This window comes from Faecalibacillus faecis, assembly GCF_003024675.1.
Taxonomy (GTDB): Bacteria; Bacillota_I; Bacilli_A; order Erysipelotrichales; family Coprobacillaceae; genus Faecalibacillus; species Faecalibacillus faecis.
In genome coordinates, this window is record NZ_PYLP01000003.1 from 74,490 (window position 1) to 89,798 (window position 15,309).

The following is a 15,309-nucleotide window of genomic DNA, read 5'->3' on the forward strand; positions in this document are numbered from 1 at the left end:
GAATACAAGTCATATCAAGGCTCTTTCCAACAAGGAAAGGAGCAGACACCATGAAAGAAAAAAGACGGGATAGTAAAGAACGTATCCTGCATACTGGAGAGAGCCAACGAACAGACGGAAAATACTTATATAAATATGTAGACGCATTTGGAAACACAAAATATGTGTATGCTTGGAGATTGACACCCACAGACCCGACACCAAAGGGAAAACGGGAAAAACCCTCACTTCGTGAACTGGAACAGCAGATAAGACGGGATATTGAGGACGGTATCGACAGCACAGGCAAGAAAATGACGCTTTGCCAACTCTACGCCAAACAGAACGCACAGAGGGCAAATGTGAAGAAAAGCACACAGAAACAACGGGAACAACTCATGCGGTTATTGAAAGAGGACAAGTTAGGTGCTAGGAGCATTGATACGATAAAACCCTCTGACGCTAAAGAATGGGCGTTACGCATGAAAGACAAAGGCTTTTCCTATAACACTATTAACAACCATAAACGCTCGTTAAAAGCGTCATTCTATATCGCCATACAAGACGATTGTGTAAGGAAAAACCCTTTTAATTTCAAGTTAAGTGAAATCATAGAAAATGATACCAAAGAGAAAGTAGCATTGACAGAGGAACAGGAACAAGCCTTACTGTCATTCATCAAGACGGATAACGTGTATCACAAGTATTATGATGATGTGCTGATACTGTTAAAGACAGGACTTCGTATCTCGGAACTGTGCGGACTGACAGTAGCCGATATTGATTTCAAGAATGAGGTTGTGGTTATCGACCACCAGTTATTAAAGAGCAAGGAACAGGGCTATTATATTGAAACGCCTAAGACAAAGAGTGGAACAAGGCAAGTGCCATTAAGCAGAGAAACGATACAGGCATTTCAACGGGTCATAAGGAAACGCACAAAAGGGAAACTGATAGAGATAGACGGATACAAAGATTTTCTGTTCGTCAATCCGAAAGGCAATCCTAAAGTTGCGATTGATTACAACGCCTTATTTGTCCGTATGGTAAAGAAATATAACAAACACCACAAGGATAACCCCTTGCCACATATCACACCACATACGCTACGCCATACGTTCTGCACAAGACTGGCAAGCAAGAACATGAACCCGAAAGATTTACAGTATATCATGGGACATTCAAACATCAGTATCACAATGAACTGGTATGCTCATGCGTCCATAGATACCGCAAAATCAGAGGTTCAGCGTCTAATCGCATAAGAAGTATTTACCACGATTTTAACCACGCTTGATAGCGAAAATATAAGAAGATAGACCTAGATATGTGAGGTTTACCACAAAAGCAAAATGCCCGTAGAGCCTATAAAATAAGGCTTTGCGGACATTTAAGAAGATATAAAAAGATAGTCAAAAAGACATATATGATTTAAATAGAAATAATCTTCATTTTTGTGTTAATCAATTTCCTATATTTGCATATCTAGCTGATTGTATTATTTCTCATAATATGTGGTTTGCAACTGATTACGGAACAATAGAATTATATGAAAAATGTGGTTTAGAACAATTGATTCCACCACACGCTCAATCGATATCATTCAATACTAATCCTTTGTTATTTATTTTGGCTCTAGCTGATACATTAGAACCTATAAAAACTTGTTGTGATCCCGATTATGGATTAAACATTGAACCAATAGAAGTTTTAAATAGTATAGAATGTGTATTTAATTATAAACACATATCCTTATTATTTAAAAATAATGAAATATTTAAAAAAATAAAAAAGAAATTGGATGGTTTAGAAAACTGGTTAGATATCAATGTAGAAATTTTCGAAAATGAAAACAAAATTGATATTATATTTTGATATATCTCTCATATAAAAAACATATCCTCATGATTTTTGATATCTAGAAGATATATTGGTTTTATTTTATATTTTTAAGGGTTATAAAATAACTCATGGAGCTCAATTTTTTGGGGATGTATTTCTGATAATTTAATTGTCATAAAAAAAACAGCTAGAATTCTAGCTGTTGTTTCGTTTTATAGTTCGTTTATCATTGATATTGTCTAGATACTATGAAAGGAACTATATAAATATATGATAGTATGAAATTTTTAAACATGAAAATAAAAACATAATTATCTCTAATATTTTAATTAATAGTAGCTAGAAAAAAATCATTTTGAAAAGGTTCTCAAAATTGAATTCTTTCCTGCCGGTCCCTCTATCAGAAATAATTTTTATCAATGAATTTTTTATATATAGATTTCAAACACCATCTCATTCTTCATCAAATATATCATTTAGTGTTTTCTCCATATCTACTATCAAATTAACCACTAATGCATTTCCCATCATAAATCTACGCTTTCTCAATGGCATTTCTACCTTTTCTCCTTTAACCAAGCAATACTTTGTATGATTTGTAGGAAATCCTTGTATTCTCTCTGCTTCTGTAGCAGTAAGTAACCTTACTCTTCCTGTCATCTTATCTTTCACAATATGAGTTGTTCTACTGAATCCGCCTTCTGATGTTAACATTGTACGCGCAGGTTTATCCTCTTGATCAATCATAGAAATAGCACCTTCTGAAAATACATATTTATGACCTGTTGAACTTGTACGCAACAATTTTTTTGCACCTTTTAGATACTGCCATGTCTGTCTATCTTCTTTTGGTAGACGCTGTTTCGTTTCATCACTATGTGTAATCATTGGATCTGTATAGTATAATTTTTCTTCTGGAATAAAATACTGTTCTTCGACCTTTTCAGTCTCCATAATATCACCGAGTGTTATCTGTTTCCCATGATAATTTGGAACAGTCTTTATTGTATATATTATCCCATCCTTCATTATTCCAGAATTTTCAAATAAGCATTGGAACGTATCAGATACCTCTCCTACTTCTGACGAAAGCCTCTTAACTTTCATCTTAGCGGATTTTGCTTTATTTACAGAAAAAGTCTCTGCAAAAAATCCATCATTTAAAATAACACTTTCCATACATTTTTCCTTGTTCTCTTCCTCGAGTGTATCTGTATATCCTATTGTATTTAAAATTTTTGTTGCATATCTTGTATTATTTTTATATGCAAAAATAAATGTTCTTCGACGTCTTTGTTGATATCCATATTCCGCAGCATTGATTACTCGCCATTCAACTGTATATCCTTCATCACGAAAACACGCAAGAATCACACCAAAATCTCTTCCTCTTTGTTTTGCTGGAGATTTCAACAATCTATCAACATTTTCTAGTAAAACAAATGGCGGTTTCTTTATTTCCAATATTTCTCGTATTGACCACCATAAAATACCTTTCTTACCTTCCAATCCTTTGGATGTAGCTAATGAAGACGCTACTGAATAGTCCTGGCATGGAAAACCTCCGACTAATAAGTTAAAATCAGGAATTGTTGTTTTGTCTACATCTTCAATATTATAATTAGTAGTATCTTCGCCATTTTTATCTAATCGAGTACCAAATCGATATACATAACAGTCATGTGCATACTGTGTTTTCTTCTCTGAAGGTTCCCATTGACTAAACCAAACTGTATCCCACTTTTCTTCTTTGCCATAATCTTCTACTGTTCTTATATTATTAAGTCCACATCTAAAACCACCTACTCCGGCAAACAATTCGCAAACTGTTTTCTTCACTTTTTTTACCTCTTCTTTTTATCATCAAACAATCTTTCTCGAATATAATAACCCATTTTTATATCCTTGTAAAGATCCTTTTCTATTTTTTATTATGGCAGTAACTCAATATTTAAAGGGGAGAATTTGTTCTCATGAACAAGCTATCAAATTTTAAATCTTTAAGTTACTTAAAAAACTATTGATTAAAATTCATAAAATATCCAGAAGTTAAAAATAATTGTATTTTTCGCATTAAATCAATTTTTTCTAATTCTTTTTATAATTTATACTTCCTATATTTTTTTCAATAATTGTATAATATAATTAACTAATAAGAATATTTACTGAGGTGATAAAAATGCTTTTCGATTATGATGACACTAATATAAACAGCGTCTTGAATTATGCAAAAAAAATAGAAGATTTAACATTTAGAGATATTCTTGTTGAATGTAAAAAATATCTTGCTGATGCTGAAAAGGGCAAAAAAATGAATCGCCCTTTAGAATTTATAAATAGTTTAAAAAACGATAAATTATTAACATCAGAAAATTCAAAAGGACAATTAGGAAATATTATTGAAAAATTTTATTTTGGATATGAACCAAATTCTAATCAAAATGCTGATTTAGATAAAATAGGTGTAGAAATCAAACAAACACCTATCGATATAAAAAAAGATGGAACTCTAACAGCAGGGGAACGTTTAGTTATTACCATGATTTCTTATACTGATCCTGTAGAGGAAGATTTTTATAAAAGTCATGTATATGAAAAAATAAAGAATATTCTTCTTGTACAATACATAAGAGATAAATCAAAAAATAGATTAGATAATCGAATCAAGTATGTAAATTTATTTACACCGCCTCCTGAAGATTTAGAAATCATTATCAATGACTATAAAGTTATAACTCAAAAAATCAAAGAGGGAAAAGCTCATGAATTAAGCGAAAGTGATACATATTATTTAGGAGCATGTACAAAAGGGAGTACAGCCCAAAGTAGTTGGCGCGAACAATATTATGGAAACCATATACCTGCTAAAAAGAGAGCGTTTTGTTTAAAAAATAGTTATATGACACATGTGTTACAAGACTATGTTTTAACTCATAAATTAGAAAATGAATCTATCATTAAAAATATAGATGAACTTAAACATTTATCCTTTGAACAAATAATTATTAATAAAATCAATCATTATAAAAACAAAACCGATGAAGAATTATGTTCTCTATTCGATAGAGAATATAACAATAACAAATCTCAATGGATTGATTTATCCTACCGTATGCTAGGTATCAAAGGAAATCATGCAGAAGAATTTGAAAAGGCTAATGTCAAAGTAAAAGCTATTCGATTAGAGGAAAACGGAAAGAATAGAGAAAGCATATCTTTCCCAACATTTAAATACAAAGAATTAGCAAATGAAAAATGGGAGACTTCTTTTATTCATGAGTATTTTTCAACAACTAAATTCTTATTTGTAATCTTTAAATCAAATGGAAAAACATATAATCTTTTAGGCGCACAAATGTGGAACATGCCTTATAATGACCTAGAAGAAACAGTAAAAAACGGATGGTTAGCTATTCAAGAAAAAATCATAACAGGTGTTACATTTACAAAAACAAGTAATTGTATTAAAAATGATTTACCTAAAAAATCTGATAACCCTATTATCCATATACGTCCACATGCTCAAAAAGCAGCTTTCAAATTAAACAATGGATATTCTCAAGGAAATATTAATAGAGATGCTAATGAATTACCAGACGGTCAATGGATGACTACACATAGTTTTTGGATCAATAACGATTACATACTTAAGCAACTAAAATATAAGTAAAGGAGTTAAATTATGAATGATTTAAAAAAGTTATCTAAAAAAAATAAATATTTAAAAGGAAGCGTTGAGCTACATGTTGTCAAAAATAAAATTCAATATTTTAATAGGGGTGAAGATATTTATATTCTTCACAAAAAAAGTATAAATCAGATTATAGATTCTCTTAACTCAACATTGATACTAGGAATCAACGAAAGAGAAAAAGTCAGTGCACCTATTGGTATTAATGCTAAATCCTTAAATACTTCCATTAGAAAAAGTATGTCAATTATCAAAGATATAAATTTTGAAACATCAGTTATTAATGGTAGTTTTATTCCTTTAAGTCAAAAATCAGATTTTGATTTTTCTATTTATGACAAGGAAACTAATTATTATAATTTTTGGAATTATTGTTACGGTTTAGAAGCCAGAAAAAAAGGTCCTGAAATTTTTGAAAAATATTTCAGTGACTCAGAAAGAAAAAAAGAATGGGAAAGATATATGTCTAAATATGAAAATGACAAATACACAAAAGACCTAATCGTTCCCTCAACTTCTTTTAATATTATAGGAGAAATCCAATTTGGAAACTGGGCAATGCTTTACAAAGATATGTTTAGGTTAGTTGCCGCTATGAATAAAGGTGCAAAAATCGATTTATATGTTTATATTTGCTCGACTGGTTTATTAAAAACATTATTAAGTGACCAAATAGTTTATTTAGATAAAGCTATTAAAGAATTCAAAGAAAATGTAAACAATCATAATATTACCGTTCCTGTTATGATTATACCTATAGATATAGACGAAAATAGTTTTACAGAAAACAACTACAAAAATGCCTTTGATGCAGTTCATACAATGATCAATGAATATAATGATGATTTTGAAGAATTAATAAAATTACAAGAAGAAAAAGAAGCTTATGAAAATTCAATCGATATGGAAATTATAAAACCTGTAAAAAACATGAATGATATTTCTAATAAAATCGATATCTTAAAAAAAGAGATGCATAAAAAAATAACTATCATCAATGAATACTTGTATAATCCCTTCGAATAAAAAAATCTATTTATGAAACATCAACAATTAAAAACATCTCCAGAAATTTCTAAAAGAATGTCTCATGTCAAAACTAAAAGAAATTCTGCTGAAGTTATGATAGCTAAGTCTTTATGGCATAGAGGATATAGATACAGATTGAATTATAAGGCATTGCCTGGATCTCCAGATATTGCTTTAACTAAATATAGAATAGCAATTTTTATAGATGGTGAATTTTGGCATGGTAAAGATTTTGAACAAAGAAAAAATAAATTAAAAAATAATAAAGATTATTGGATTGAAAAAATACAAGAAAATATTGATAGGGATTTAAGAAATGATAAATTATTAAGACAAATGGATTGGTATCCAATACATTTTTGGAGTAACGATGTAATAAAGTATTGTAATCAATGTATAGATGAAATAATCTATACAATTGAAGATAGAAATGTTTAAAAAGCAAGTACAGTCGCACTTGCTTTTTATATTTATAATTGATAATTTCTTTGTGTGCTATTATCAATACTATTTAACCAACCATCGATATTATCACTAGTTATCGAATTTCTCCTTAATATATAAGCTATATCAGAAGCAGTTATAATCAAAATTGGGTGACCATCTTCAACAACTTCCTTATAAGCTTGACTATCTACGTAACTTGTTGTTATCAATATTCCAAATTGTCTATATCTTATTCGAGAAATTAAACGTGACATATTTTTTACACCAACTCCATGATTTAGTGAATAACATTTAGCTTCTAATGCGCAGTCTATTTTTAAAGGGAAATTGGCCTTATTTCCTGTGCTTATACTATAGTATCCTATAGCATCTCTGCCTCCATCTCTCCATGGTCTTGTCAAAGAGAAACTTTCAAAATTTCTATCCATCATTGAAACTATATGCGTTGCACATAGCTCAAATTCTGTCGGTCTATCATTGTAATGTTTTAATATTTTTTCTATACAAAGCTTACCTTCTTCATCACATTGCAATTGTTCGTATCTACTTGGAATCTTAAAAATTTTCGGTGCTTTTAAAGCGTCTATTCCATTTCTTCCGTTTTTTTGAAATTTTTTCCATGCTTCTGGAGCTTTCTCTATACTATTTTCATAATCTTCACATAATGCTACCAGCCAGTCATAACTGATAGATTCATCTTTTGTATCCAAAATAGTAAAGTATGATTCATAATTTTGAAATCTGTTATCTCCTATAGTTCTCCAAAATGCAATTAAATCTTTATCAGGTGAAATATTAGGATTTCCAGGTGCTGCTAATCCTAAAAATTGGACATCTCTTCCTTCTGTTGCTTTTTTAAATATAAAGAAAGGCGGAATATCTTTTAAATTTTTATTAAAATTAAGATTAGAAAATACTTGTTCCAACAATTTATTTCCACCCTGTTTAGTATTTGTTAAAAGTCTTCCTGGTTTTCTATTATCCCCATAATATCTAAATATACCGGTTTCTTCATCTAAATAATCTGGCCATTCCAATTCTGACATTGATGTATATAAAACACAGTATGCAAACTTTGTAGGATCATCTTTTCTTTTTACTTTTCTAAAACCGCTCATATTACCTAATTTTGGAAAAATTTTAGATAATGGATCATCACCAGTATTACCATTTTTACCACCTTTATATATTGTATCCACTATAAGGTCCATCTTACCTAAATCTTCAAATTTTACTTCCATCGTTATCACCTTCTATTTGAATATTCTATCAGATAAACATCCATTATGCACAAAAATAATCGTTATCATGAATAAATGTTATTGTTTCTCATCCTTCTTTGTTATATCTAAAAATTTATGAACTCTCTTATCAAGTAAATTCATTTTATCCTTATTAATCATAAATTTTTCATCTCTTTTAGACTTATCTTTATTTCTCACAAGTAATCCTTTAAATGGCTTTAAAATATCTTCAAAATAAATAATCTTATATATACAATTTAATAGTAACAAACAATCAATTTTTTGATTTGAATATTTTTTTCCATGTTGAGATAAATGTCTAGATACCTTTTTATGATTAGATGGTTGCTCATTACTATTAAAGTCATATTGCTTATAAATGTAATTTATACAATTTGATAACAAGCATAATTCGAATATGAACGGTACCTCATTTATTTGATATCGGCAATAATAATCAACAACTGGATTAAGAATTGTATTTCTAGTGTTGTTTCCTTTATTTTGTGTATAACCGGCTAATAAATCCTCAATAATAGAATAAAATACCATATTAGCAATTGCAAAATCTTTATTATTAAATGAATTAATCGCTTGTTTGAATATTACTTTATGTTTTTTTGGAAGATTATTTGAAATATCCGTTATCATTTGATTTGTTTTCTCTTTAGTAAAATATTTAATCATAATTTTGTCAAAAGATGTTTCATCTTTATTATTAGTTAAAATTTCTTTTAATTGAACTGCATCCATTTTGTATGGCCAAACCCAGTAGTAGTTTTCTAAATCATTTTTATATGATTCATAACTAAAAAAGCTATTTGGATTATTTAATGCTTCAGAAAACTTTAATAGAGCATCTGTTAAACCTTTAAAATTTATATTAACGACTTTTTCTGAAAGAGCTTTTAAAAAAGGTTGTAAAGAAATCATCATTTTTTCTGTGTTTTGCCTAATAGTTTCTATAAGCTCAGTATATCTCTCTAAAGATGAAACAATTAATCTTCCTACGTCAATTATATTAAATTCATTATCATTTTCTTTATCTTCCACTTCTATTCCTCCAAAAAATAATATTTAAATTTTTCTTTACAAATTTATAATAATCACTATATTTTTTCAATAATTATGATTAATTACACAGCATATAATTTCAATAACGATGCGTAATTATTATAAAATTTTTAATTAAATGTCCTTACATTTTCTAATAGAGACATCTAACATATGCGCTACTTATCTTTTTAATTACTTAGTACATAATTATGTACTAAAAAACCTGCATCTCGTGCAGGTTTTTCAATATTATATATTATTTAAATAGTTTAGAGAAATAGTTTTTAACAACGTGATTTTTAATTTTTGATAATGTTGTGTTGCTTGAATCGAATCTGTCTTTTTTAGCCCAACCTGGTTGAGAATCTGCTTGATTAGTTGTTAAATATGAATAGTAGTTTACACACATGTTTTTGTTCCTCCTTAATATTTTATATCCCTTTTGTTACTTATATTATATGTAAGAAAATTTAAAAATTATATGTGTTGAGGTTATGAGAATATTGCATACATTTGTGCATAATGCACAATGGTGAATATAGTTTAAAACTATAACAAAGTACCTATTATTTATATTATTCAAACTATGTTTTGATTGATAAAATAAAAATATAGTTTGAAAGGAATAAATGATATGAGTCAATTAAATAGATATGAATTTGTAGGAAGTTTTTTACGTCCTGAAAGATTAAAAGAAGCTAGAAAAAATTATGAATTAAATAATATAACTAAAGAAGAACTTACTAAAGTAGAAGATGAATGTATTGTAGAACTTGTAAATAAACTTAAAGAATTAGGTTATCATACCATCACAGATGGTGAATTTAGACGTTCTACGTGGCATTTAGACTTTATGTGGGGATTTGAAGGGGTTGAACATAAAAAGACTGTAGATGGCAATCAAACGTTTGATGGTGAAGCTGCTATGATTGATGATACTTTTATGACAGGAAAGATTTCTTGTAAAGATCATCCTTTTGTTGAACATTTTAAATTTGTTAAAGCGTTAGAAGATGAAAATACTGTAGCTAAACAAACAATTCCTTCACCTGGTCAATTCTATGCTTATTTCACTGGAGCTGAATTATTAGATAAAGCATTAGAAATCTATGGTAGTGAAGAAGCTTTTGGGGATGATGTTGTTAAAGCATACAATGAATTTGTTCAAGAAATTTATCACGCTGGATGCCGTCAATTACAATTTGATGATTGTGTATGGGGTGGTATGGTTAATCCTGAACTTGCTGTAAGTTTAACAGGAAGAAAAGGAGAAGAATTAGAAAAATATAAACAACTTCTATTAGATTTAAATAATAAAGTTGTTGCAAGTGCACCTGTAGATTTAACAATTAATACTCATGTATGTAGAGGAAATTATCATTCTACTTACTTTAGTTCAGGAGCTTATGATGGTGTAGCTGATTTACTCTTTGGTGAAGAAAATGTAGATGCTTATTTCTTAGAATATGATGATCATCGTTCTGGTGGTTTTGCTCCATTAAAGAAAGTATCAGGAGATAAGAAAGTTGTTTTAGGTCTTATTACAACAAAGAAACCTGATTTAGAAGATAAAGAACTTGTTAAAAGAAGAATCTATGAAGCAACTAAATATATTCCTTTAGAACGTTTATATTTAAGTCCTCAATGTGGTTTTGCTTCATGTGAGATTGGTAATAAATTAACAGAAGAACAACAATGGGCTAAACTTAAACTTGTTAAAGAAATTGCTGAAGAAGTATGGGGAGATTAAAAAAAAGGAGAATAGCATGATAATCCATGTTTTCTCCTTTTTTACACTATTTTACAATATGCATATGAGGGTAAGGTATTTCAATACCTTCCTTTTTAAATTCAGTGACTAAATCTTTACGAATATCTGCCAGCATTTGGAAACCTTGTACATTATCTTCACTTGTAATTGTTGCTCTTAATTGAATACTGCTATCTTTTAAATCAGAAACAATCACAGGGACTAATGGATCCTTTTTATCTTTTCTTCCATCAATGAATAAAGGATGTTTTACAACAAGATCTTGAATCACTTTGATTGCTTGATCTATATCACTTTCATAAGAAATATCGATATAAAGATAATTTGCTTTAACATGTTCAATTTGTGAAATATTTTCTATAATTGCTTTATTCATAATATCATTAGGAACAATCATTTGCGTTTTTTCTAATGTTTCAATAACACTATGTCTAAGTGAAATATCAATAACAGTTCCTCTAACATTATGCCCTGTAACAACAATAAAATCACCAATCTTATAAGGCTTATAAGCCATAATCATGGCACCATTAATAAGATTACCTGCAGCTTCTTGACTGGCAAGTCCAATAACTACGGCAAAGATTCCTCCAGATGCAAGTAAGGCAGTCGCAAATGATTTTAAAAACTTCACTTCACTACATACAATTGCTAAAAAGATTGTAATGAGAATAATCTTTTTAATTCTTTTTTGTAAAACATAATTATCAGGCCATTTCTTTTTAATAAACTTATTTAATAATTTATTGATTGCAATTAAAACAATCCCAGCAATAATAATTGAAATAATGCCATTAATAACCCCATTTACAAACAAATTATCAATTTGTTCAAATACTTTTTCCATTCAAATTACCTCTTTTTATAATACTTTGAAAGAACATACAACAAAACTGATTGCATTGCTCCTACAATAGAAACCATTAAACATCCATAACAAATCCAATATAACATACTATTTCCTGTATTAATTGCATTTAATATAAAGAAAACAATAAACGCAATTAATGCTACATTCCTTGTATACTTAAAAAAACGATAAAATCTTTGTGCTAATATTTCATTTGTATTCATCTTATTTACCGATGCAAAAGCGTTTAAATAATTCATCTAATAAATCTTCTTTTGCTTGTTCTCCTAATATTTCTTTTAAACAAGACCAACTATCATAAAGATCTTCTACAATAAGATCTGATGGTATAGACATCTTCATCGCATCAATTGCTATTTGTAAAGAAGAAGCTGCTTTTTCTAATAATTGTGTTTGTCTAGCATTAGTAAGATAATATTCTTCTTGATTACTTATAAGTCCTAAATTAAATTTCTTTTTAATTTCTTTAGTAAGCGCTAAAATATCTTGTTCTTTAGCCGATATTTCAATTCCTTCTAAATCAACTTTCTTACCTAAATCTGCTTTATTAATAATAATAATACGATTTGTATCTTCTGTAAGTTCAAGTAACTTTTGATCTTCTTGATCAAGTTCTTTACTTCCATCAATAACTAATAAAACAAGATCTGCTTTTTTAATCATTTCTTTTGATTTTTCAACCCCAAGACTTTCTACAATATTATCTGTTTCTCTAATTCCTGCTGTATCGATCATATTTAATAAAATACCATCTACTGTTACTGATCCTTCAACGACATCTCTTGTTGTTCCAGCAATATTTGTGACAATCGCTTTTTCTTCTTTTAACATCGCATTTAATAAACTAGATTTACCAACATTGGGTTTACCAATGATAGCTGTTTGAATTCCCTCTTTTAATAATTTAATATTTTTAGAATCTTCAATGATTTTATTCATCTTTTCAATCAAAGAAGTAGACATTGGTAAAAGCTTATCTGCTGTTAATTCTTCTACATCTTCATATTCGGGATAATCAATATTGACTTCAATTTGCGTAATAATTTGAATTAAATCTTCTTTTAAATCTTTAATAAAATGACTAATACTTCCTTGAATTCCTTTTAAAGCAAGAGAAGAAGCATAACTATTTTTAGCCGTAATAATATCACTAATAGCTTCTGCTTGTGATAAATCAATACGCCCATTTAAAAAAGCACGTTTACTGAATTCACCACGTTCTGCCAGTCTTGCTCCATGATGTAAACAAAGATCAACTACTTTATTTGTAATATAAACACCACCATGGCAATTGATTTCAACCATTTCTTCTCCAGTAAAAGTTCTTTTCCCACGGTAGATATTTACTAATACTTCATCTATTTTTTCACCATTATCTTTTATATAACCGTATGTAATGGTATGACTCTCTTTATTTATAATCTTTCCTGTAAAAAACTGTTGAACAAATGCAATAACATCTTTTCCTGATAAACGGATAATTGAAATTGCTGCTTCTAGTCTTGATGTTGCTACTGCAACAATAATATCATCATTCATTTTCATACCACCTTTCTTCTTGATACTATCTTAATTTGTTGATTTTATCAATAAATAACTCCCTCATTATAACAAATATTTTTTATTTTTGATATATGATTTTTTTCGATTGATTTCTATATTTTAATCATATATTATTATGTACAAATAGGGGTGAAAAAATGAAAAAGCTGAATAAAAAAGTTCCTATAATCGGAGGTGCTGTTATAGGAGTGATATTAGTTATTTATATCATTTTATGTTTTCTAGCATCTGGCAATGGTTTTATCAAAAATATGACTATCAATGGCATTAAAGTGAATAATATGTCTAAAGATGAAGTCGTTAGTCTTCTTGAAAAACAATATAAAAAAGATCAAGAATATCTTTTATTTAATTTAAAAGCTGATGGTAAGAAATATCAAATTGATATGACAAATAATGTCACAATCGATATTGATAAAGAAGTATCTGCTATTCAAAAGAAATATAATAACTTCTTTACGAAAGGTTATCATTATTTGTTAAATCATAATGAAAATATTTCTATTAATATAAAAGATAAAAAAACACTTAATCAAGCTATCAAAGATTCTAAAATATTAGAAGATTCTACTTTAGTTCCTACATCTTATAAAGTAGAAAAAACAAAAGTCATTTTTACTAAAGGTAAAAGTGGAAAAGCTGTTCAACAAAAAGATGTTTATGATGCTATTGAAACAGCATTAAATAATTATGATTTTAAAAAGACATTCACAATTGAACCTTCATCTGTAACTGAAAATGAAAGTGTTATGAAAACAATTTATAAATCTTTATCTAAAGAAGGAAAGAATGCGACTTTAGATAAAGATAATGATTATAAAATTGTAGCTGAACAATATGGCGCTAAATATAATCTAGATGATTCTATTAAAGCTTTTAATAAAGCAAAAGAAGGAGAAGAATTTACAATAGCTTGTAAAGCAATTGTTCCTTCTATTACAAAAGAAGATTTAGAAAAGAATTTATTTAAAGATATTTTAGGAGAATATACAACAAATGTAAGTGGTTCTTCGGTAAGAAAAAATAATGTACGTTTAGCGGGAGAAAAATGTAATGTTATTTTACTTCCAGGGGAAGAATTCTCTTATAACCAAACTGTTGGAAAAAGAACAAAAGAAAATGGTTTTGGTGAAGCAGGTGCTTATTTAAATGGAGAAACAGTCCAAGAAGTAGGAGGAGGGGTTTGTCAAACTTCTTCAACTTTATATAACGCTGTTGTTCTTGCTAATTTAAAAGTAACAAAAAGATCAAATCACACATATATTTCAAGTTATGTTCCAATTGGTAGAGATGCTACTGTATCATGGGGTGGTCCTGATTTTAAATTTAAAAATAATCGTGATTATCCAATTAAAATTGAAGCAAGTTATGCAAAAAGTAAATTAACTTGTAAAATTATTGGAACTGATGTCGATGGAAGTTACGTAAAATTTACCAGTGAAAAAACTGGAGATGTTGGTTTTAATACCAAATATGAAAATGATGATACTATTCCAGAAGGTCAACAAGTAACAAGAACAGCTGGTTCAAACGGGGGAAGAGCTGTCTCTTATCGTCTTGTTTATGATAAAAATGGAAATCTGATTTCTAAAACTAAAGAAGCAAATAGTTATTATAAAGGTCATGATGCTTTAATTGCTGTTGGTACAATGAAGGTAGAAACACCAGAAGAAACAACACCTGAAACAACAGAACCTTCTACACCGGAGGAAACAACCCCTGAAACGACTCCAAATACTGAACCAACTCAACCTGAAACAACGATTGAACCCTCAGAAACGACAGCACAATAAAAAAACGAGCAATGCTCGTTTTT

Annotated in this window: 14 protein-coding genes; 7 read left to right on the forward strand and 7 right to left on the reverse strand. The window is 28.8% G+C overall.

Annotated features, from left to right (window positions below; translation table 11 throughout):
* Nucleotides 1-50: 50 nt before the first annotated feature.
* Together C7U55_RS03760 and C7U55_RS03770 are read left to right on the forward strand one after the other, a co-directional pair.
* Nucleotides 51-1,244, forward strand: a complete 1,194-nt coding sequence (locus tag C7U55_RS03760) for a site-specific integrase (RefSeq protein ID WP_017143963.1) — start codon at nt 51-53, stop codon at nt 1,242-1,244.
* Nucleotides 1,245-1,491: 247 nt separating this feature from the next.
* On the forward strand, nt 1,492-1,854 hold the full coding sequence (locus C7U55_RS03770; protein WP_106987413.1) for a hypothetical protein: 363 nt from the start codon (nt 1,492-1,494) through the stop codon (nt 1,852-1,854).
* A gap of 420 nt (nt 1,855-2,274) precedes the next feature.
* Here the strand turns inward: C7U55_RS03770 and dcm are convergent, their stop codons facing one another.
* On the reverse strand, nt 2,275-3,660 hold the full coding sequence (dcm, locus tag C7U55_RS03775) for a DNA (cytosine-5-)-methyltransferase (protein ID WP_106987414.1): 1,386 nt from the start codon (nt 3,658-3,660) through the stop codon (nt 2,275-2,277).
* Nucleotides 3,661-4,000: 340 nt separating this feature from the next.
* Between dcm and C7U55_RS03780 the strand changes: the two genes are divergently transcribed.
* The 3 genes from C7U55_RS03780 to C7U55_RS03790 are packed head-to-tail and all read left to right on the forward strand — an operon-like array spanning nt 4,001 to nt 6,979.
* Complete coding sequence (locus C7U55_RS03780; protein ID WP_106987415.1) at nt 4,001-5,491, forward strand: Sau3AI family type II restriction endonuclease; 1,491 nt, start codon at nt 4,001-4,003, stop codon at nt 5,489-5,491.
* A gap of 12 nt (nt 5,492-5,503) precedes the next feature.
* On the forward strand, nt 5,504-6,538 hold the full coding sequence (locus C7U55_RS03785) for a hypothetical protein (RefSeq protein WP_106987416.1): 1,035 nt from the start codon (nt 5,504-5,506) through the stop codon (nt 6,536-6,538).
* A 12-nt stretch (nt 6,539-6,550) separates the two neighbouring features.
* A complete protein-coding gene (locus C7U55_RS03790; protein ID WP_106987417.1) occupies nt 6,551-6,979 on the forward strand; it encodes a very short patch repair endonuclease in 429 nt (142 codons plus the stop codon).
* Between the two features lie 32 nt (nt 6,980-7,011).
* On the opposite strand, the gene C7U55_RS03795 is transcribed toward C7U55_RS03790, so the two are convergent.
* From C7U55_RS03795 to C7U55_RS13510, 3 genes are all read right to left on the reverse strand, one after another.
* Nucleotides 7,012-8,229, reverse strand: coding sequence for a restriction endonuclease (locus C7U55_RS03795; RefSeq protein ID WP_106987418.1), 1,218 nt, complete (start codon nt 8,227-8,229; stop codon nt 7,012-7,014).
* Between the two features lie 78 nt (nt 8,230-8,307).
* Nucleotides 8,308-9,285, reverse strand: coding sequence for a hypothetical protein (locus C7U55_RS03800; RefSeq protein WP_106987419.1), 978 nt, complete (start codon nt 9,283-9,285; stop codon nt 8,308-8,310).
* Between the two features lie 259 nt (nt 9,286-9,544).
* Nucleotides 9,545-9,697, reverse strand: a complete 153-nt coding sequence (locus C7U55_RS13510) for a hypothetical protein (protein WP_155522374.1) — start codon at nt 9,695-9,697, stop codon at nt 9,545-9,547.
* A gap of 225 nt (nt 9,698-9,922) precedes the next feature.
* Between C7U55_RS13510 and C7U55_RS03805 the strand changes: the two genes are divergently transcribed.
* Entirely contained in the window at nt 9,923-11,038 is a 1,116-nt protein-coding gene (locus C7U55_RS03805) for a 5-methyltetrahydropteroyltriglutamate--homocysteine S-methyltransferase (protein ID WP_106987420.1), read from the forward strand.
* Between the two features lie 46 nt (nt 11,039-11,084).
* On the opposite strand, the gene C7U55_RS03810 is transcribed toward C7U55_RS03805, so the two are convergent.
* The 3 genes from C7U55_RS03810 to mnmE are packed head-to-tail and all read right to left on the reverse strand — an operon-like array spanning nt 11,085 to nt 13,469.
* Nucleotides 11,085-11,906 carry a mechanosensitive ion channel family protein gene (locus C7U55_RS03810; protein ID WP_106987421.1) on the reverse strand — a complete coding sequence of 274 codons (822 nt, stop codon included), beginning with the start codon at nt 11,904-11,906 and terminating at the stop codon, nt 11,085-11,087.
* Nucleotides 11,907-11,911: 5 nt separating this feature from the next.
* Nucleotides 11,912-12,169 carry a hypothetical protein gene (locus C7U55_RS03815; protein WP_239985150.1) on the reverse strand — a complete coding sequence of 86 codons (258 nt, stop codon included), beginning with the start codon at nt 12,167-12,169 and terminating at the stop codon, nt 11,912-11,914.
* The gene (gene mnmE, locus C7U55_RS03820) at nt 12,135-13,469 is read right to left on the reverse strand and encodes a tRNA uridine-5-carboxymethylaminomethyl(34) synthesis GTPase MnmE (protein WP_106987422.1); all 1,335 of its coding nucleotides are present in this window, start codon (nt 13,467-13,469) and stop codon (nt 12,135-12,137) included. The genes C7U55_RS03815 and mnmE overlap by 35 nt, the downstream gene beginning before the upstream one ends.
* Nucleotides 13,470-13,630: 161 nt before the next feature.
* Here mnmE and C7U55_RS03825 point away from each other — a divergent pair, with 161 nt between their 5' ends.
* A complete protein-coding gene (locus tag C7U55_RS03825; RefSeq protein WP_106987423.1) occupies nt 13,631-15,286 on the forward strand; it encodes a VanW family protein in 1,656 nt (551 codons plus the stop codon).
* Nucleotides 15,287-15,309: the final 23 nt, after the last annotated feature.

Excerpts from the sequence above, each read along its gene's own strand:
- C7U55_RS03760 (WP_017143963.1), top strand. The coding sequence starts at position 51 with ATGAAAGAAAAAAGACGGGATAGTAAAGAACGTATCCTGCATACTGGA.
- C7U55_RS03770 (WP_106987413.1), top strand. The coding sequence starts at position 1,492 with ATGTGGTTTGCAACTGATTACGGAACAATAGAATTATATGAAAAATGT.
- C7U55_RS03780 (WP_106987415.1), top strand. The coding sequence starts at position 4,001 with ATGCTTTTCGATTATGATGACACTAATATAAACAGCGTCTTGAATTAT.
- C7U55_RS03785 (WP_106987416.1), top strand. The coding sequence starts at position 5,504 with ATGAATGATTTAAAAAAGTTATCTAAAAAAAATAAATATTTAAAAGGA.
- C7U55_RS03790 (WP_106987417.1), top strand. The coding sequence starts at position 6,551 with ATGAAACATCAACAATTAAAAACATCTCCAGAAATTTCTAAAAGAATG.
- C7U55_RS03795 (WP_106987418.1), bottom strand. The coding sequence starts at position 8,229 with ATGGAAGTAAAATTTGAAGATTTAGGTAAGATGGACCTTATAGTGGAT.
- C7U55_RS13510 (WP_155522374.1), bottom strand. The coding sequence starts at position 9,697 with ATGTGTGTAAACTACTATTCATATTTAACAACTAATCAAGCAGATTCT.
- C7U55_RS03805 (WP_106987420.1), top strand. The coding sequence starts at position 9,923 with ATGAGTCAATTAAATAGATATGAATTTGTAGGAAGTTTTTTACGTCCT.
- C7U55_RS03810 (WP_106987421.1), bottom strand. The coding sequence starts at position 11,906 with ATGGAAAAAGTATTTGAACAAATTGATAATTTGTTTGTAAATGGGGTT.
- C7U55_RS03815 (WP_239985150.1), bottom strand. The coding sequence starts at position 12,169 with ATGAATTATTTAAACGCTTTTGCATCGGTAAATAAGATGAATACAAAT.
- mnmE (WP_106987422.1), bottom strand. The coding sequence starts at position 13,469 with ATGAATGATGATATTATTGTTGCAGTAGCAACATCAAGACTAGAAGCA.
- C7U55_RS03825 (WP_106987423.1), top strand. The coding sequence starts at position 13,631 with ATGAAAAAGCTGAATAAAAAAGTTCCTATAATCGGAGGTGCTGTTATA.